This is a genomic window from Rhizobium sp. BK008, assembly GCF_014197345.1.
Lineage (GTDB): Bacteria > Pseudomonadota > Alphaproteobacteria > Rhizobiales > Rhizobiaceae > Rhizobium > Rhizobium anhuiense.
Map to the genome: position 1 here is coordinate 407524 of NZ_JACIFK010000003.1, position 17375 is coordinate 424898.

General features: G+C 62.3%; 19 protein-coding genes. 5 read left to right on the top strand and 14 right to left on the bottom strand.

Features of this window, described 5'->3' with window-relative positions:
- Window positions 1–2: 2 nt before the first annotated feature.
- From FHT69_RS16605 to FHT69_RS16630, 6 genes are all read right to left on the bottom strand, one after another.
- Window positions 3–677: a 4-carboxy-4-hydroxy-2-oxoadipate aldolase/oxaloacetate decarboxylase gene (locus FHT69_RS16605; RefSeq protein ID WP_183905645.1), complete on the bottom strand. Its 675-nt coding sequence runs from the start codon at window positions 675–677 to the stop codon at window positions 3–5.
- Between the two features lie 84 nt (window positions 678–761).
- Entirely contained in the window at window positions 762–1598 is an 837-nt protein-coding gene (locus tag FHT69_RS16610) for an ABC transporter substrate-binding protein (RefSeq protein ID WP_028755773.1), read from the bottom strand.
- Window positions 1599–1629: 31 nt separating this feature from the next.
- Entirely contained in the window at window positions 1630–2394 is a 765-nt protein-coding gene (locus tag FHT69_RS16615; protein ID WP_028755772.1) for an amino acid ABC transporter ATP-binding protein, read from the bottom strand.
- Complete coding sequence (locus tag FHT69_RS16620) at window positions 2391–3149, bottom strand: amino acid ABC transporter permease (protein ID WP_028755771.1); 759 nt, start codon at window positions 3147–3149, stop codon at window positions 2391–2393. The genes FHT69_RS16615 and FHT69_RS16620 overlap by 4 nt, the downstream gene beginning before the upstream one ends.
- On the bottom strand, window positions 3146–3853 hold the full coding sequence (locus FHT69_RS16625; RefSeq protein WP_097542529.1) for an amino acid ABC transporter permease: 708 nt from the start codon (window positions 3851–3853) through the stop codon (window positions 3146–3148). The genes FHT69_RS16620 and FHT69_RS16625 overlap by 4 nt, the downstream gene beginning before the upstream one ends.
- Complete coding sequence (locus tag FHT69_RS16630) at window positions 3850–4629, bottom strand: SDR family oxidoreductase (protein ID WP_183905646.1); 780 nt, start codon at window positions 4627–4629, stop codon at window positions 3850–3852. Before FHT69_RS16630 ends, FHT69_RS16625 begins: the two co-directional genes overlap by 4 nt.
- Window positions 4630–4811: 182 nt before the next feature.
- Between FHT69_RS16630 and nac the strand changes: the two genes are divergently transcribed.
- Window positions 4812–5771, top strand: a complete 960-nt coding sequence (gene nac, locus FHT69_RS16635) for a nitrogen assimilation transcriptional regulator NAC (RefSeq protein ID WP_028759096.1) — start codon at window positions 4812–4814, stop codon at window positions 5769–5771.
- An 11-nt stretch (window positions 5772–5782) separates the two neighbouring features.
- On the opposite strand, the gene FHT69_RS16640 is transcribed toward nac, so the two are convergent.
- The 8 genes from FHT69_RS16640 to FHT69_RS16675 form a co-directional block, all read right to left on the bottom strand.
- Window positions 5783–6985: a pyridoxal phosphate-dependent aminotransferase gene (locus FHT69_RS16640; protein ID WP_183905647.1), complete on the bottom strand. Its 1203-nt coding sequence runs from the start codon at window positions 6983–6985 to the stop codon at window positions 5783–5785.
- A 61-nt stretch (window positions 6986–7046) separates the two neighbouring features.
- Window positions 7047–7814, bottom strand: coding sequence for a 5-oxoprolinase subunit PxpA (locus tag FHT69_RS16645; RefSeq protein WP_028758231.1), 768 nt, complete (start codon window positions 7812–7814; stop codon window positions 7047–7049).
- A 37-nt stretch (window positions 7815–7851) separates the two neighbouring features.
- Window positions 7852–8847, bottom strand: a complete 996-nt coding sequence (locus FHT69_RS16650; RefSeq protein WP_183905648.1) for a biotin-dependent carboxyltransferase family protein — start codon at window positions 8845–8847, stop codon at window positions 7852–7854.
- Window positions 8844–9551 (bottom strand): 5-oxoprolinase subunit PxpB, encoded by a 708-nt coding sequence (gene pxpB / locus FHT69_RS16655; RefSeq protein WP_183905649.1) that lies wholly within the window; start codon window positions 9549–9551, stop codon window positions 8844–8846. The genes FHT69_RS16650 and pxpB overlap by 4 nt, the downstream gene beginning before the upstream one ends.
- Window positions 9548–9973 (bottom strand): acetyl-CoA carboxylase, encoded by a 426-nt coding sequence (locus FHT69_RS16660; protein WP_183905650.1) that lies wholly within the window; start codon window positions 9971–9973, stop codon window positions 9548–9550. The genes pxpB and FHT69_RS16660 overlap by 4 nt, the downstream gene beginning before the upstream one ends.
- Complete coding sequence (locus tag FHT69_RS16665; RefSeq protein ID WP_183905651.1) at window positions 9970–11355, bottom strand: acetyl/propionyl/methylcrotonyl-CoA carboxylase subunit alpha; 1386 nt, start codon at window positions 11353–11355, stop codon at window positions 9970–9972. The genes FHT69_RS16660 and FHT69_RS16665 overlap by 4 nt, the downstream gene beginning before the upstream one ends.
- Window positions 11355–11786, bottom strand: a complete 432-nt coding sequence (locus tag FHT69_RS16670; RefSeq protein ID WP_183905652.1) for an acetyl-CoA carboxylase biotin carboxyl carrier protein subunit — start codon at window positions 11784–11786, stop codon at window positions 11355–11357. The genes FHT69_RS16665 and FHT69_RS16670 overlap by 1 nt, the downstream gene beginning before the upstream one ends.
- A 173-nt stretch (window positions 11787–11959) precedes the next feature.
- Entirely contained in the window at window positions 11960–13030 is a 1071-nt protein-coding gene (locus tag FHT69_RS16675; RefSeq protein WP_183905653.1) for a LacI family DNA-binding transcriptional regulator, read from the bottom strand.
- A 222-nt stretch (window positions 13031–13252) separates the two neighbouring features.
- Between FHT69_RS16675 and FHT69_RS16680 the strand changes: the two genes are divergently transcribed.
- The 4 genes from FHT69_RS16680 to FHT69_RS16695 all read left to right on the top strand — a co-directional run bounded on the left by FHT69_RS16680 (window position 13253) and on the right by FHT69_RS16695 (window position 17371).
- A complete protein-coding gene (locus FHT69_RS16680) occupies window positions 13253–14206 on the top strand; it encodes a sugar phosphate isomerase/epimerase family protein (RefSeq protein ID WP_028756038.1) in 954 nt (317 codons plus the stop codon).
- A gap of 58 nt (window positions 14207–14264) precedes the next feature.
- The gene (locus FHT69_RS16685; RefSeq protein ID WP_028756036.1) at window positions 14265–15497 is read left to right on the top strand and encodes an ABC transporter substrate-binding protein; all 1233 of its coding nucleotides are present in this window, start codon (window positions 14265–14267) and stop codon (window positions 15495–15497) included.
- Window positions 15498–15599: 102 nt separating this feature from the next.
- The gene (locus FHT69_RS16690; protein WP_028756035.1) at window positions 15600–16487 is read left to right on the top strand and encodes a carbohydrate ABC transporter permease; all 888 of its coding nucleotides are present in this window, start codon (window positions 15600–15602) and stop codon (window positions 16485–16487) included.
- Window positions 16487–17371, top strand: coding sequence for a carbohydrate ABC transporter permease (locus FHT69_RS16695; protein WP_028756034.1), 885 nt, complete (start codon window positions 16487–16489; stop codon window positions 17369–17371). Before FHT69_RS16690 ends, FHT69_RS16695 begins: the two co-directional genes overlap by 1 nt.
- The last annotated feature ends 4 nt before the right edge of the window (window positions 17372–17375 follow it).

A 17375-nucleotide genomic window follows, 5' to 3' on the forward strand; every position in this document is an offset into this window, starting at 1 on the left:
CGTCAGATGTCGACGACGAGGCCCTTGGCTGTCAGCACCGGTTCGAGATTGCTGACCTCGATGACCGATTTACCCTGCTTATATGCCGCGATATAGCCGGCCTCGGCATCTTCGCGGGCCTGTGACAGCCTGGCGACTTCCTGCGCTTCCTGGCGACGCACGATCACCAGGCCGTCGGCATCGCCGGCGATGATGTCGCCGGGATGGATGATTTCGCCGCCGACGATGATCGTGTCGTTCACCGCCGCGATGGTTTCCTTCACTGTTCCCTTGATGCAGACGCTCAGCGAGAAGACCGGGAAGCCAAGCTCCCTCAGTTGAAGCGTGTCGCGCACGCCGGTGTCGGTCACGAGACCGCCGATGCCCTTTGCCAGGCAGGCGTTGGCGAGGACATCGCCGAAGGATCCGGCCTCTTCGTATTCGCCCGCCGAGACGACGATGATATCGCCCGGCTTTGCGTAATTGATGGCAAGCTGCAGCATGATGTTGTCACGCGGCGCGCATTTCACCGTAAAGGCCGGACCGCAGAGTTTCATGCGGTAGTCGACGGGCCTCAGTCGGGAGGAAAGGGCTCCGCGGCGCCCTTGGGCTTCGTGGATCGTCGCGGGCGAAAACTTGGAAACGGCGTCGATATCGGCTTTGCTTGGCCGTTCGGCAATATCTTTAATATGGATCATGGATGCCTCCCTTCGTTGGCCGACGGCGGGCATGTCCCGCCGTCTGATTTCGTTTGGATATCGTCATCGGACGATGCCGAGGTCTTAAGGGATCGGGTCGAACTTCAGCTCGGAGAGCGATACGACCTTGTCGGTGCGCTTCATCTTGTATTCGGTATCCGGGCCGAGCCACTTGTCCCAGATCTTGTTGATCTCGCCCGATGTGTCCAGCTTGCGAAGGATCTCGTTGATCTTGGCGGTCAGCGCCGGCTGATCCTTGGCCATGCCGATGCCGATCGGCTGGTAGAGCATCGGCTCCTCGATCATCCGCATCGGCTTGCCCTTGCTCTTCGATTCATTGACGAACTTGGTCGTCGTCATGGTGTTGGCCACCATGCCGCGGGCCTTGCCCTGCTGGACGGCGAGATAGGCCGAGGCGGTATCCTGGAAGGTCAGCGGATCGGATTTGTTGAGCTTGATCGACATTTCCGACGTCGAGCCCTTGGTCGAAGCGATACGCTGGCCGGCGAAATCGGCCTTCGTCTTGCCGGCGTCGTCCGCCGGCACGATCAGCATTTCCTTGGCGAGATAATAGGGATCGCTGAACTGGATCTGCTCGGCGCGGCTGAGCGTATAGGCAAGGTTGGCAACGGTGATGTCGACGCGGCCGAGCTTGACCTCGGGCACACGCGCCTCGACCGAAACCGGCTTGATTTCAGCCTTGACGCCCAGTTCCTTGGCGATAGCGCCGCAGAGGTCGACGTCGAAACCGGCCATTTCGCGGGTCTTCGGATCGGGCGAGGCAAAGGGAGGAACGTCGGCGAATGTCGCGCAGCGCAGGGTTTTCGCCGAGATGATGTTGTCGAGCTGATCGGCTTTCGCGGGCACGGCGGCCGCCATGCCGGCAAATGCGACGGTGAGGGTTAGGCATTTCCAGTTCATTGCTGTTCTCCTTTGTTTTTGGTGGTTGGTATCAATGCCGGAGATCAGCGAGAAAACGCTGAGCCCGGGGATGGCGTGGATTGTTGAAGAATTCTTCGGGTGTCGCCATTTCGATGATCTGGCCGGCATCGATGAACCAGATCCGATCCGCGACGTCGCGCGCGAAACCCATTTCATGGGTGACGCAGAGCATGGTCATGCCTTCGGACGCCAGGCTCTTCATGACGGCGAGCACTTCGCCGACCATTTCGGGATCGAGTGCGCTGGTCGGCTCGTCGAACAGCATGACCGGCGGTTCCATGGCAAGGGCGCGGGCGATCGCCACCCGCTGCTGCTGGCCGCCTGACAGCTGACCGGGATAGGCCCGGGCCTTGTCGGCAAGACCGACCCGATCGAGAAGCTTGAGCGCCTTCTCCTCGGCGACGTCGGGCGCCACGCCTTTCACCCGGATCGGCGACATCGACACGTTTTCGACCACCGAAAGATGCGGAAACAGGTTGAAGTTCTGAAACACAAAGCCGATCCGGCTGCGCAGCGCGTTGAGTTCCTTTGCCCGCATGGCGGCGTGAATGTTTTGCCCGTCGAGCGTGATCGAGCCGCTGTTGATCTCTTCGAGGCGATTGATCGTGCGGATCAGCGTCGATTTCCCCGAGCCGGACGGTCCGCAGATGACCACGACCTCGCCGCGCGCCACCTGCGCATCGATATCCTTGAGGACCGGATAGTCGCCGTAGCTCTTGCAGACCTGGGAAAGCCGGATCGTCTGCTGTTCCTGTGCTGGGACTGTCATGGTCATAGCTGCTCCGAGATGATTTTCGATGGCGCGACCAGAGAGGCGGCGGGAAGGCCGGAAAGTCCCGCACGCCGCCGCGTGATGCGCCGCTCGAGGCGATTTGCGAAGTGGGTGAGCGTCCAGCAGATGGCGAAGTAGACGATCGCCAGGATGAGGAAGACCTGGAAAGGCTGCGTCAGCAGCTGGTTGTTGACCTGGCTTGCGGCAAAGGTCAGGTCCGGCACGTTGATCACGTAGCCGAGCGTCGTGTCCTTGATCGTCGAGACGAAGGTGGAGATGATGCTCGGGATCATGTTGTAGAGCGCCTGCGGCAGGATGATGAAGCGCATTGCACCGATATAGCTGTGGCCAAGCGCACGCCCCGCATCCATCTGGCCCGGTCCGAGCGCGACGATGCCGGCACGGACCACTTCGCTCAGGAACGCGCTTTGATAGACAACGAGCGTCGTCAACATCGTGACGAAGCTCGGCACATCGGCGCCGGTCATGAGCGGAACCAGGAAATAGCTCCACAGGATGAGCATCAACAGCGGCACGCCCCGGGTGAAATAGACGAGTGCCGTGACCGGCCAGCGCAGCAGCGCCGACTTGGAGAGCCGCGCCAATGCGAAGAGGATGCTGACCGGAAAGGCGAGAGCGATGCTGAGCGCCGACAGGATCAGCGTGTTGGCGAGCCCGCCGAGCGGTCCGTTCGGATATTGGCCGATCAAGAGCAGCAGCCAGTAGTCCCGGACGATGGCGATCATGTCGTGGATCATGCGCGCGCACTCCTGGCAGGATCGGTGCGCATCGATACATAGGCGCCGATGCTCATGATCACGAGCGAGAAGAAAAGGTAGAGAACTGTGCCGATCAGGTAGATCTCGAAGGTCCGGAAGCTGAGGTTCTCGATTTCCTTGACGGCATGCGTCAGTTCCGAGGCCCCGATGACGACGGCCAGACTGCTGTTCTTGAACAGGGAAACGCTGTGATTGATGAGCGGCGGCAATGCGTTGCGCACGCCCTGCGGCATGATGACGAAACGCATCGCCGAGATATAACCGTGGCCGAGGGCGCGGGCCGCCTGCATCTGGCCGGGGCTGACCGAGCGCACGCCCGACCGAAGATCCTCGCTGAAATAAGCCGCCTGGCAGAGGCCGAGCCCGATCACCGCGAAAATGGCCTCGGCATTATGGATGGCGAGCCACGACGACACCCCGCTTGGCATCAGGGTGAAAATCCCGAAATACCACAGCATCAGCTGAACCAGGGTGGGGACGTTGCGGTGATAGGAGACGTAAGCGGCGACTAACGGATCGCCAAAGCGAAAGGGCGACAAACGCAAAGCCAGCAGCAGAAGCGCCAGCACCATCGCCATCGACCAGGAACCGGCATAGATGATGAAGGTCATCTCGATGCCATGCAGCAGCATGGCGGTATATTCCGGATTTGCCAGGATTGCCGAAAGGTCGAAACCGCTCACGGGTTTGGCTCCCCGGATTGAGCCGTCTTTGCCGGAGTCTGGGGCTTTGCCGTCTGCAGACCGCCCATGACCTGCAGTGTCGGCGTGATCTCCATGTGTCCGATGTTGACGGCGACGGGGGCTGCGATGGCGAAGGCAATCGCGTCTGCTATATCGGCTGCCTGCGGCAGTTCGAAGCCGTCGATGAACCGTTCGCGGATGCTCGGGTCATCGCCGTGGACGTGATTGAAAATATCCGTGGCGACCCGGCCGGGGCAGATTTCCGTGACCCGCACCCGCTTGCCGAAGGCGTCGATGCGCAGCTGGTTGGACAGCATGCTCACCCCTGCCTTGGCGGCGTGATAGGACGAGTTGCCACCGAAATTATAGGCGCCGGCGATCGACGAGATGTTGATGACATGGCCGCGATCCCGCGCCACCATGCCGGGCACGACCAGGCGGCAGAGATGCAGGACTGCGCGGAGATTGACGTCGACGATGAGATCGATATCGCCCTCTTCGGCTTCCAGGAACTTCTTCGGCCGATCGACGCCGGCATTGTTGACGAGAATATCGAACTCCACCCGGCGGGTGAGCTCGGCCATGGCCTGACGGTCGGTCACATCGGTGACATGGGCGATGCAGCCCGTGCGTGCGGCCAGCTGCTGCAGCGCGTCGGCGCTGCGGGCAATGGCATGGACCTCGATGTTCTCCCGGCGGAGCCGCTCAACCACGGCTGCGCCGATACCGGAGGATGCGCCGGTCACCAGTGCGGTCTTGTAGTCGGAGAATGGCATTGTCGTTCCCTTGTTGTTGATCGAGACAGTAGCGAAGCTTTAACCCCTTGCCTAAGACCGATTATCTCTGGAGCAATAAGCAACGGTTATGGAGGCGAGACGGCTGCCGAAGAAGAGAAACAGGTGATGTCGGCATCACCGGTCCCTCGGGCTGTCAGAGACCATGTCGCGTTGCAAAAGCATTGCGCGTCTGCAAACATGTAAGCCACGCACATCAGAACGGTACCCCGATCCTCATGGACATCAGACGCCTCAAATCTTTCATCGTGATCGTCGACAGCGGCAGCATCACGCGAGCGGCGGATCTTTTGCACATTGCCCAACCCGCCCTCAGCCAGCAGCTTGCGGCACTGGAGGAACATTTCGGCCACAAGCTGCTGATCCGCAGCCAGCAGGGCGTCAGCATGACCGATGCGGGGCATGCGGTGTATCGCCATGCGCAGATCATCCTTCGGCAGATGGAGCAGGCGCAAGCGGATGCGTCGGCAGCCGGCAATTCGCTTGCCGGGCGCGTCTCCGTCGGTCTCGTGCCGTTCAGCAGTGCCGCCACGCTATCGGTCGACCTCCTGGCGGAGACCCGTAAACGCCATCCCGGCATCCTGCTGCATCTGACCGAAAGCGTCGGGCAGACCTATAGCCAGATGATCATGAACGGCCGGCTGGAGATGGCGCTTCTCCACGGAACCGGACCGATCAAGGGCGTCCGGTTCGAACCGATCCTCAGCGAAGAGTTTTTTCTTGTCGCGCATCGCGACTTTGCCATCGAAGCGGATGCGAAACCCGTTCCGGTCAATGCGCTCGACGGAATACCGCTGCTGTTGCCGCCGGCCTATAATTTCGTCCGCCGCGCAGTCGACACCGCCTTCACGCGCACCCGCACCAATCTGAAGGTCGTGGCCGAAGTCGAAATCGTCCGCACGCTGGCCCGCGCGGTCGGCAGCGGCCTCGGCGCGACGATCATGCCGAAAGCCATTGCCGATCGTATCGTGTCGGAATCGAGCGAGCCGCTGATCTGCCGGCTCGTCTCACCACGGATCGAGGAAACTCTGTCGCTATGCGTTTCCGACCAGAATCCCCTGTCGGAACCGGCCCTTGCCGTCCGCGACATCCTTCTCGAGCTGACGGCACGGCTGAAAGTCTGAGGAGGCTACGCTCAGCGCATATCCCTGCAGAACTGAGCTATACGCTCGCAGCCTTCGCCGAGCTTTTCCATGCTGGTCGCATAGGAAATACGGAAGAAGGGGCTCATTCCGTAAGCCGCCCCTTGCACGGTCGCGACATGATGCTCTTCGACGAGTGCCATGACGAAATCGACGTCGGTCTCGATCTTTCGCCCGCCCTTGCTGGTCTTGCCGATCAGCCCGGAGATATTGGGGTAGATGTAGAAGGCGCCTTCGGGCCGATGGCACCGCAGCCCTTCCACCTCAGACAATCTGTCGAGGACGAAGTCGCGTCTTTCCTTGTAGATCGCGGCACGCTCCTTCAAGAGATCCTGAGGACCATCAAGCGCCGCGGTCGCCGCTGCCTGCGTCAGCGTCGCGATACCGCCGCCATTCTGGCCGTTGACGTTGCTGACGGCGGAGATCAGGTCTTTCGGCCCGGCGCAGAAGCCGAGCCGCCAGCCTGTCATCGCGTAAGCCTTGGAGACGCCGTTCATCGTTAAAACGCGCTCATAGAGCCTGGGCTCGACTTCGGCGATCGTGCAGAACTGGAAGTCGTCATAGACCAGGTGTTCGTAGATGTCGTCGGTCATGATCCAGACGTTGGGATGGCGCAGCATAACCTCGGCGATGGCGGCCATCTCCGCCCGGGAGCAGGCCGCGCCGGTGGGATTGTTCGGGAAATTCAGGAAGAGCCATTTGGTGCGCGGCGTGATCGCCGCCTCCAGATCCTCCGGACGCAGCTTGAAGCCGGCCTGCTCGTAGCAGGGGACCGGAACCGGGACGCCGCCGGCGAATTTGACGATATCGGCATAGCTGACCCAGGAGGGCGTGGGAATAACGACCTCGTCGCCCGGATTGCAGGTGGCCAGCATGGCATTGAAGATCACCTGCTTGCCGCCGCCGGAGACGACGATCTGGCTGGCATCGTAGTCGAGATTATTGTCGCGTTTGAACTTCCGGATGATGGCGGCCTTCAGCGCCGGCGTGCCGTCCATCGGCGGATATTTCGTATCGCCGGCAAGAGCTGCCGCATGGGCCGCTTCGATTGCGTGCGCCGGGGTGAGGAAATCCGGCTCGCCGGATGACAGGCTGACGACCTTGATGCCCTTGGCGGCAAGTTCCCTAGCGCGCTGGGTCATGGCGGCGGATGCGGAGATGGAGACGTTTTTCAGGCGGTCAGCGATGACGGACATCGACATGGTCCTTCGATGAGAGATGGGAACGGGAGACCGCCCGCAGGCGATCGGGATTGCGTCAGTCGGCGAGTTCGGCGGCGGGCGCGAGCGCGGCACCCGTGGCTTCGATCTCGCCGCGCACGATGCCGGCAAGTTCCAGGGCGCCCGGCGTGTCGCTGTGGACGAGAATGGAGCGGGCCGGCATGGCGATTACGGCTCCGTCGATCGTCTGAACGGTTCCGTCGAGCAGGAATTGTCGGACACGCGCACGTACGGCGGCTTCATCCTTAATGACGGCCCCAGGCAGCCCGCGCGCGACGAGTTTCCCGCCGGCGTCATAGGCCCGGTCGGCGAGGAAAAGCGCCAGCGTCTTCAAACGCGCGCGTTTCGCCGCCCGCTGAATCTCGCTGCCATGGGTGACGAAGACGACGAGACCGGCATCGACCGTGGCGATTGCATCCATCATCAGGTCGGCTAGCACAGGATCGCGATTGACCATATTGCCCATCGCCGCGTGGAAGCTGATATGGGAGACCGTGACACCCTCGGCTTTGGCGATCGCCATCAGTGCGCCGAGCTGATAGAGCATCTGCTGGCGAAGCTCGTCTGCCGGAAACGGTATTTCGCGCCGGCCGAAGCCGAGCCGATCAGGCAGGCCGGGATGCGCGCCGATGCCGACGCCGTTCAGCTTCGCGAGCCGGACCATGCGCCCCATGATCTCGGGGTCGCCGCCGTGGAAACCGCAGGCGATGTTGGCCGACGAGACGAGTTTCATCATCGCTTCGTCGTCGCACAGCCGGTAGGGGCCAAATCCTTCGCCCATGTCGGAATTCAGATCGATCTTCATCGGTTCCTCCTTTTGACGGCCTTTTGGGAGACACCCATTAGGCCATCGCCTTCAGGGCGCGCTTGACCATCCGGCATGTCTGCCTGACGTCGTCGACATAGCGGGCGACTGCCTGTTCCACCGCGCGGGCCTCCGCATGCGTCGAGCGAACGAAGCGCAGGCGGGCGCCGATGCGGGCTTGGCCGAGCCGCCACAGGTCGCATTCGATCACGCCGGCGATCTTCGGATAGCCGCCGGCGGTGTTCGCATCGCTCATCTGCACGATCGGTTCGCCACCGGGCGGAACCTGGATCACGCCGGGCACGACGCCGTGGGAGCGCATCTCGATGGACGCCGTCGGCTTGATCGGTTCGCCGGACAGGCGATAGCCCGTCCGGTCGCTGCGGGAGGAAATCCTCCAGGTCTGGCTCCAGAAGGCTTCGCCATCTCCGGCGAAAAGATCATGCTCGCCGGCCGGCAGCGCGCGGATCGTCAATGCGCCGTCGACAGGTGCGGGGAAGACATCGCGCAGTGCCACGGCCGGTTCGACGACGGCGAGACCCGAGGCCGGCAGCATGGCGATCTCGGCGTCCTCGCCGACCGCGATCCGATCGCCCTTCGCCAGAGGCCGGCCGGCATTGCCACCGAAACCACCGCGCAGCGACGTGCTGCGCGAACCCATGACAACGGGAATATCCAGCCCGCCTCCGAGCGAAATATAGGCACGTGCGAGCCGCGGCGGCTGCTTCAGTTCGAGAACCTCTCCGGGCTCTGCCGTATAGGCGCACCAGGCAAGCAGTTCCGATCCGTTGAGATGAGGATTGCCGTCGGCGCCCGTCACGGCAAAGACCACACGCTGCTCGAAACGCAGGCTGAACGGGAAGGTCTGCACCTCGATCACAGCCGCATTGTCGTCATTGCCGACGAGAATGTTGCCGATCCGGACCGCCAGCGGATCCATGGCGCCGCTCGCCGACACGCCGATGTCGCGATAGCCGGGGCGGCCAAGATCCTGCACCGTGTTGAACGGGCCGCTTTCCAAAATCTCGATCATAATTCGATCCTCGCCGGCAGGAAGCGCACCGTATCGCCCGGCGCCATCATGGCAGGGCTCGGCGAGGTGGGGTCGAACATCTCAAGCGTGGCAAAGCCGATGGAATTCCAGCCATTCGGACCCGTGAGCATGGCGACGCCGGTCTGCATGCCGCCGATGGTCACGCAACCCTTCGGCATCTTCAGCGAGGGAACGGTCTTCCGCGGCATGTAGATACGCGGATCGAGGCCATGCAGATAACCGAAACCGGGAGCGCTGCCCAAGGCGAAGACACGGTAGGTCGCTTCATGATGGATGCGCACGACCTCGCGGTCGCTGAGCCCCGAGAGATCGCAAAGGGCTGCAAGATCGGTCGCATGTTCGCCGCCGTAATGGACGGGGATCTCGATGGTCTTGCCGTTGAGATCGATGCTGCGCGCATTCTCCCATGCCTCCAGCAGCCGGGCGACCACCGTATCGGGAACTTCGGGCGTCTCCTTGAAGATCACCAGCAGGTTGGTCATGCCGGGAATGTTTTCCGCAAGGTCCGGCCAGCTCTTCACCGTCTGGGACAGAGCCCAGATCCGTCGCTGCGCAACGAGGTCGAAATCGCCTGGTGCCTCGAGCAGGAAGGATCTGGCGCCGATCGAGGAAACTCGCGCCCGGCTGTTGGTGGCCGGAACGATCTCACGTTGCGATGCATGTCTGTTCGTCGTGACGATCATGGCTGGAGCTCGATTTCGAACAGAGGATCACCGAAGCCGACCGGCGCGCCGGGTTCTGCGAGCAGCCTGGTCAAAACACCGGAGCGGCCGGCGCGAAGGGGAAGCAGGATATGCCCTACCCCAATGAAGCCGACGATATCCGCATCGGATACGGAGCGCGGCAGTTTTTGCGGCGCGGCGGAGGCGGCCGGATGCTCGACGCAGAAGCGGCCCGCCATCGGCGCCTTTACGACGGCGGATGCTGAGCCGGGAGCGCGTGGCGTCGCTTCGCTCGAGCTGACACGGGCGCCGCCTTTTCCGGCGACGACGATAAGAAGCTGTCCGCCCGGCCGGGAGATTTCAAGGCCGTCCACGCCGGCGGCCGTCAGCGCCTCGGTGAGCAATGCGATGGTCGCCGGATCGCTGAAATCGATCGCGCTCATGCCGCCCTCCGCAGCTTCAGCCATTGTTCGAGATAGTGAATGTCGGTCTCACCGCGCGCGAATGCGTCGTCCTCGAATAAAACGCGCAGGAAGGGGATATTGGTGGAAATCCCTTCGACCTCGGTGCCGGCAAGCGCTTCGCGCATTCTTGCCATCGCTTCGGTCCGCGTCGGCGCATGGACGATCAGCTTGGCGATCAGCGAATCGTAATAGGGCGAAACCTTGTAGCCGGCATGAATATGCGTATCGACACGGATGCCTGGTCCCTCGGGCAAGGCCAGACGGGTGACGACACCCGCCGACGGCAGGAAGGTTTCCGGATCCTCGGCGTTGATGCGGCATTCGAAGGAATGGCCTTCGCATGTCACATCGCCTTGGAGGAGATCCAGAACGTGACCCTGAGCCGCCCTGATTTGAGCCTGGACGATATCGACACCGCTCGTCATCTCGGTGACAGGATGTTCGACCTGAAGTCGGGTGTTCATCTCGATGAAATAGAAGGCGCCGTCCTCGTAGAGGAATTCGAAAGTTCCGACACCCCGGTAACCGATCTGAAGGCAGGCCTGCACGCAGGCCAGGCCGACCGGCTGGATGATGTCGGGTGCGATCCCCGGCGCTGGCGCCTCCTCCACCACTTTCTGATGGCGGCGCTGCATCGAGCAATCCCGGTGTCCGAGCCACACTGCATTGCCGTGATCGTCGCAAATGACCTGGATCTCGATGTGGCGCGGATGCTCTAAGAATTTCTCCATGTAGAGCGCGGGCGAGCCGAAGGCCTTGCGAGCCTCTTCCCGCGTCAACGCGATTGCTTCATGCAACATATCGGCCTTTGGCACGACGCGCATGCCGCGTCCGCCGCCACCGCCGGCTGCCTTGATGATAACGGGATATCCGATCTCCAGCGCTGTGCGCTCGATGGTGGCAGGGTCGTCGGGCAGCGCCGTGTCCGGGCCGGGAACGCAGGGTACGCCGGCCGCCATCATCGCCCGCTTTGCCGAGATCTTATCGCCCATGATCGCAATCGATGACGCGGTCGGACCGATGAAAATCAGCCCGGCCTTGTCGACGGCGTCGGCGAAGGCGGCGTTTTCCGACAGAAAACCGTAACCCGGATGGATGGCGCCCGCATCGGCAAGACGCGCCGCCAGAAGGATGGCGTCCTGATTGAGATAGCTCTTGGCGGCGCTCGACGGGCCGATGCAGAGAAAGCTGTCGGCGGTACTGCCGTAAGGCGCTTGCCTATCCGCCTCGGAACAGATGGCGACCGTCTTGAGGCCGAGCTCGCGGCAGGCGCGCTGGATCCGGGCGGCGATCTCGCCGCGATTGGCGATCAGAACGGTATCGAAGCGGCCGGCCGCAGATTGTTCAGGCGTTTCCGGCATCAGCCAATCTCCGCGAGCAGGTCGCCGGTCTCGACCTCGCCATTGTCGATATGGGTCAGGTGCGTGATGCGCCCGGACCGCGGCGCGGCGATCGTGTTGAAGACCTTCATCGCTTCGATGATGAAGAGCGTCTGCCCCTCCTCCACCGCGTCACCGATCGCGACAAATGGCGGCTCCCCGGGCGCCGGGGCCTTGTGCAGAACGCCGAAGACAGGCGCCTTCACCGCATAGGAGGTTTTCTCGGCGCTCGAAGGCGCTTGGGAGACGGGTTTTGTCGTCGATTCCGGCTCCTTCGAGGGCTCGGCAACAGCCTCCTGACCCGGCGACGTGCGGAAAATCCGCACCGTCACGTCCTTTTCCGTCACGGTCAGCTCGCTAATGTTCGATCGTCCGACAAAGTCGATCAGCGTCTTGATCTTCGAGAGGTTCATGTGCGTGCTCGGAATTTCAGAATTCCACCGCGCGGACCAGACATCTCACGTCGCTCGGTGTTGTGATTTTTCGTAGCACGACGTGCAGACTGATGGGGTCAGACGAAGTTTTGATGGAGTGCAGTCAGCGCGCCCGATGGGGCATCTCGCCAGCGAGGCCGGTTTCGTCATCGTCAGCTCTTCGGGGCGGCGATGCTCTCCCGCAGAATAAGCCTGCTGCGGATGACGGTGCGGACCTCCGCCGTCTTTTGCCGCTGGTCAATGGCGTCGAGCAGCAGATCGACCGCCGCGCGTCCCATCTCTTCCACCGGCTGTTCGATCGTCGAGAGCGGCGGCGAGGAGAATTCGCAGACCGGCGAGCCGTCGAAGGAGACGACAGACAGGTCACCCGGAATGCTCAAGCCCCCCCGCTGGATGCAGCTGACAAATGAGATCGCCATGTCATCGCTGGTGGCGATCACCGCTGTCGGCTTCTCGGTCAGTTGCGCGAAATCGTCTGCTGCCTGCACTCCAATATCGAAGCCGTGTTGATAATCAAGATGACCACCCGAGCGGCGCACCAGCTCGTCGGACAGGCCAGCCGCCTCGAGCGCCTCGAGCACGCCGGCATAACGCTCGACATCGTGATAATTGCCTTCAGGCCCGGCGAGATAGAAGAACCGTCGATGGCCCAGCCGGATCAGTTCGGCCGTGACGTCGCGCACTGCCTCGCGGTCGTTGGTGACCACGCTCTGCAGGCCGGCATCGCTCATGTCGAGCAGCATCGACACGATCGGCAGGCCGGAATTCGCCAGCGAACGCCCGTCCACCTCTGGAAGCTTCGACGACAGGATGATGGCGCCGCGCACGCTGCCGCCGAATGCCAGGTCGAGAATATGCCGTTCGGAAATCTCGTCGCGATCGAGGTTGGCGATCATCAGGTTATAGCCGCCCTGGATCAGCGACTTGTTGATGCTCTGCAGCACTTGCGGAATGATCTGCGAGACGCCGTAATAGAGCGATCCCGGCAGGATGATCATGATGACGTTGGATTTGCCGACCCTGAGGCCGCGCGCCATCGCATTCGGGGTGTAGCCGAGTTGCCTGGCTGCGGCATTGATCTTGGCGCGCGTCTTCTCGTTGACCCGTCCGGGATTGGCGAGCGCCCGGCTGACCGTCGATATCGCCACACCGGCGAGCCTGGCAACATCGGCCATCAAAGCGCCCGATGGTTCCTCTCCGGCCACATCCTTGTTTTTGTTCATGTTTATTTCATTCTCCCGGATGCTTCGATTTGCAACTCTAGGACAGGCGACGGTTTTTAGCAAACGTTTGCCAAAAACCGCTTGCTTAAAAAACCGGCTTGGCTATTATCTAGTCATGGCAAACGATTGCCATTTCTTAATGCGTTGAAAATCCATGGCTTATTGGATGCGGAACTCTCCTTCCGCACGCGGGTAGGTCATGCCTCGAGAAATGGATAGGTTATGGCTTCTGGCGATAGGCTGCGCTTCGGCGTCGATCTCGTGACATTCTTCCATCCCGGCTTCTGGGGCGTCGACAGCCACGATGCGATCGTCGACCATGCACGCGCCGAGCCGCGGGCCTTCTGGGACAAGATCCTCGACAGTGTCCAGGCCTCCGGCGTTACCGGCGTCGAGCTGACCTTTTCTCCCTTCAACTGGCAGGACGCGATCAAGACCTATGGTTCCGTCGATGCTTTCGCAGCCGAGCTGTCAACACGCGGTCTGACGCTGTGCAGCGGTTTCTTTGCGGAACTTGAGGCGGCCGGCGACTTCGCCGAGCCCGCGGCCCAGCGCGCGCTGATCGACAAGGCGGAACGCTATGCCGACTTCCTGAAAGCCTGCGGCAGCGACATCATGGTGATCGGCGCGCCCTTACGCCAGACGCTCGGCGCCCAGCCGGTGCAGTTCCATGATTTCGACCGCGCCAAGGTGATCGCCGATTTTCTGAACCGGCTCGGCGCGACCCTCCATGCCAGGGGCGTACGGCTGGCGCTGCACACCGAGGCGCACTCGATCTTTGCCGCCGCGCGCGACGTCGATCTGATGATGCTTTTGACCGACCCGGCCTATGTGCACATGTGTCCGGACACCGCCCACATCATCGTTGCCGGCTCCGATCCCGTCCAACTCGTCGATCGCCATCACGAGCGCATGATCATCGCCCACTGGAAGGATGCGATCGGCCCGATGCCCGCCGACACGCCGATCGACAAGCATATCCATGAACGCCACCAGCCCTATTTCTGCAGCTTCGGCCTCGGACGGGTCGACTGGCCGGCCTGGATCCGGCTGCTGCGCGACCGGGCCTATGAAGGCTGGGCGATCCTCGAACTCGATGCCGCGCCGGATCCCGTCCGCGACATCGCCAACGGGCTCACGCTCGTCCGGCAGGCGCTCCTGCCGATCTATCGCTGACAACAATTCCGACGACAACAAACGCCCCGCAAAGAGGGCATTTTCAAGAGGTGGAACTATGAAGACCATGATGAAGCTTTTTCTTGCCGGCGTGGCATTCGCCGGTCTCATGACCTCGGCGCATGCCGAGGACAAGCCGACGATCGAGATCATGTCGTCCTGGACGTCGGGCGGCGAAGCGGCGGCCCTCAACGTCATCAAGACCGAGTTCGAAAAACGCGGCGGCGTCTGGAAGGATTCCTCGATCGCCGGCTTCGGCGCCGCCGATGCCGCCTTCCAGAACCGCATCGTCGCCGGTGACGCGCCCGGCGCCAAGCAGGGCGTCATCGGGCTGGCTGCCGCCGATTTCATCAACCAGGGCCTGTTCAATCCGATCGACGACGTGGCCGCCGGCGGCAAATGGGCCGACGCCCTGCCGAAATCGATCCATGATCTCATCTCCTATGACGGCAAGGTCTACCTTGCGCCGACCGGTGCCCATGGCGAAAGCTGGCTCTTTTATTCCAAGGAAGCCTTCGGCAAGGCCGGCATCGCGCAAGAGCCCAAGACTTGGGACGAGCTCTTTGCCGATCTCGACAAGCTGAAGGCTGCCGGTATGGTTCCGGTCGCCTGGGGCGGCCAGCCCTGGCAGCAGACCAAGGTCTTCAACATGATCCTGCTCTCGCAGGTCGGCATCGACGGATTCCTGAAGATCTATGTCGACAAGGACAAGAGCCCGGCATCGGTCGAGGGCGTGAAAAAGACACTTGCAGTCCTCGGTAAGCTGCGCGGCTATGTCGACGCGGGTGCCGCCGGCCGCAACTGGAACGACGCGACCGCCATGCTGATCACCGCCAAAGCCGGCGTGCAGTTCATGGGCGACTGGGCCAAAGGCGAATTCACCGTCGCCGGCAAGGAGCCGGGCAAGGACTACGGCTGCATGATCGTTCCGGAGTCGAAGGGCATGGTCTACATCGCCGACGCCCTCTGGTTCCCCAAAACAGGCAAGGCCGAAACCGACAAGGCCCAGAAACTGCTCGCCGAAGTCGTCATGGACCCGACCATCCAGGTCGAATTTGCTCTCAAGAAGGGCTCGGTTCCGATGCGCGCCGACGTCGACAAGTCGAAGCTGGACGCCTGCGCCCAGAAGGGCGTCGAGCTGATGAGCGCCGGCGCCATCGTGCCGGATCAGGCGATCGTGCTGACGCCCCAGCAGGTCGGTGCGCTCGACGATTTCGTCGACGAATATTGGAGCGGCGGCTCGAACGATGCAGGCGCTGCGGCCGAAAACTTCTTCGCCATCTTCGAGTAGGATAGTGACTGTGGCGTCGGTCTGACCCGACGCCACAGCTGCCGGGCGCCGCCTCGCGCGGCGGCGCCAGCCCTGCTTTCCATTCCGTCAACGAGCTGGCCGATGTCCGTCAAACGCAAGCCCAATCTTTCCGCCACCATCGCGCTGCTGCCGACATGGTTCGTTGCGGTCGTGGTCTTCATCGGCACCATGGCCTGGTCGATCCGGCTGTCCTTTACCAATTCGACGCTCTTTCCGTCCTCGAGCTATGTCGGCTTCGCCCAATATTCGAAGCTCTTCTCTTCCGCCAAATGGCTGGCATCGCTGCAAAACGTGTTGATCTTCGGCGTCCTTTACGTCGCAGGCTGTCTGCTGCTCGGCTTCCTGCTGGCCGCAGCACTGGACCGCAAGATCCGTTTCGAAAGCGCCTTCAGGACCATATTCCTCTATCCCTACGCCATGTCCTTCGTGGTGACGGGACTGATCTGGCAATGGATGCTCAATCCGACGCTCGGCATCCAGGCAAGCGTGCGCTCGCTCGGCTGGGAAAGCTTCGTCCTCGACTGGGTGGTCAACCGCGACATGGCGATCTATGCGCTGGTGCTTGCCGGCGTCTGGCAGGGCGCGGGGCTGGTCATGGTCATTGCGCTCGCCGGCATGCGCGGCATCGAGGCCGAGCAGTGGAAGGCGGCGCGGATCGACGGCATTCCCGTCTGGCGGATCTATGTCTCGATCATCCTGCCGCAGCTCGGGCCGGCGCTGGCCGCCGCCGGCATGCTGCTCGCCATGGGCGTGATCAAGACCTATGACATAGTCGTCGCCATGACCAATGGCGGCCCCGGCAATGCGACCGAGGTGCCTGCGAAATTCATCATGGACAATCTGTTCGGACGCCAGAACCTCGGCCTCGCCACAGCCGGCGCGACGGTGCTTGTCCTCGGCGTGATCATCGCCGTCGCCCCATTCCGCTACATCATGCACATGCGCGACAAAGCGAAGGGAGCCGCGTGATGGCCGATCCTCATCCGAACGGGCCGAAACCGGCACGGATCACCGCCGGGCGCATCGGCCTCTATGCCTTCCTCGTCGTCGCCGCACTGTTCTTCCTTCTGCCGCTCTATACCATGGTCGTCACCTCCTTGAAGTCCATGGACGAAATCCGGCTCGGGCAGATCTTTTCCCTGCCGGCGACGCTCGATTTCTCTGCCTGGATGACCGCCTGGTCGGGCGCCTGCATGGGAACCGTCTGCGTCGGCATTCGCAGCGGCTTCTGGAATTCGGTGGCGATCACCCTTCCCTCGGTCGCGCTCTCGGTCTTCATCGGCGCCGTCAACGGTTATGCGCTGTCGCTTTGGCGGCCGCGCGGGGCAAACCTGCTCTTCGGTCTGCTGATGGCCGGCGGCCTCATCCCCTACCAGATCTTCCTCTATCCGATGGTCCGGGCGATGGCGAATATCGATCTCTACAATTCGCTGGCGGGTATCATCCTCGTGCATGTCATCTTCGGCCTGCCGTTGGTGACGCTGCTCTTCCGCAACTATTTCGTCAGCGTGCCGGAAGAGCTCTGCAAGGCGGCGCGCGTCGACGGCGCGGGCTTCTGGCGCATCTTTTTCGAGATCATGCTGCCGATTGCCGTACCGATGGTCGTCGTGGTCTCCATGCTGCAGTTCACCGGCATCTGGAACGACTTCCTGCTCGGTCTCGTCTTTGCCGGGCGCGACAACCTGCCGATGACCGTGCAGCTCAACAATATCGTCAACACCACGATGGGCGAGCGCACCTACAACGTGAACATGGCGGCGACCATCCTCACCGCCATTGTTCCGCTCGCCATCTATTTCCTGTCCGGCCGCTGGTTCGTGCGCGGCATCGCGGCCGGCGCCGTCAAGGGGTAACGCT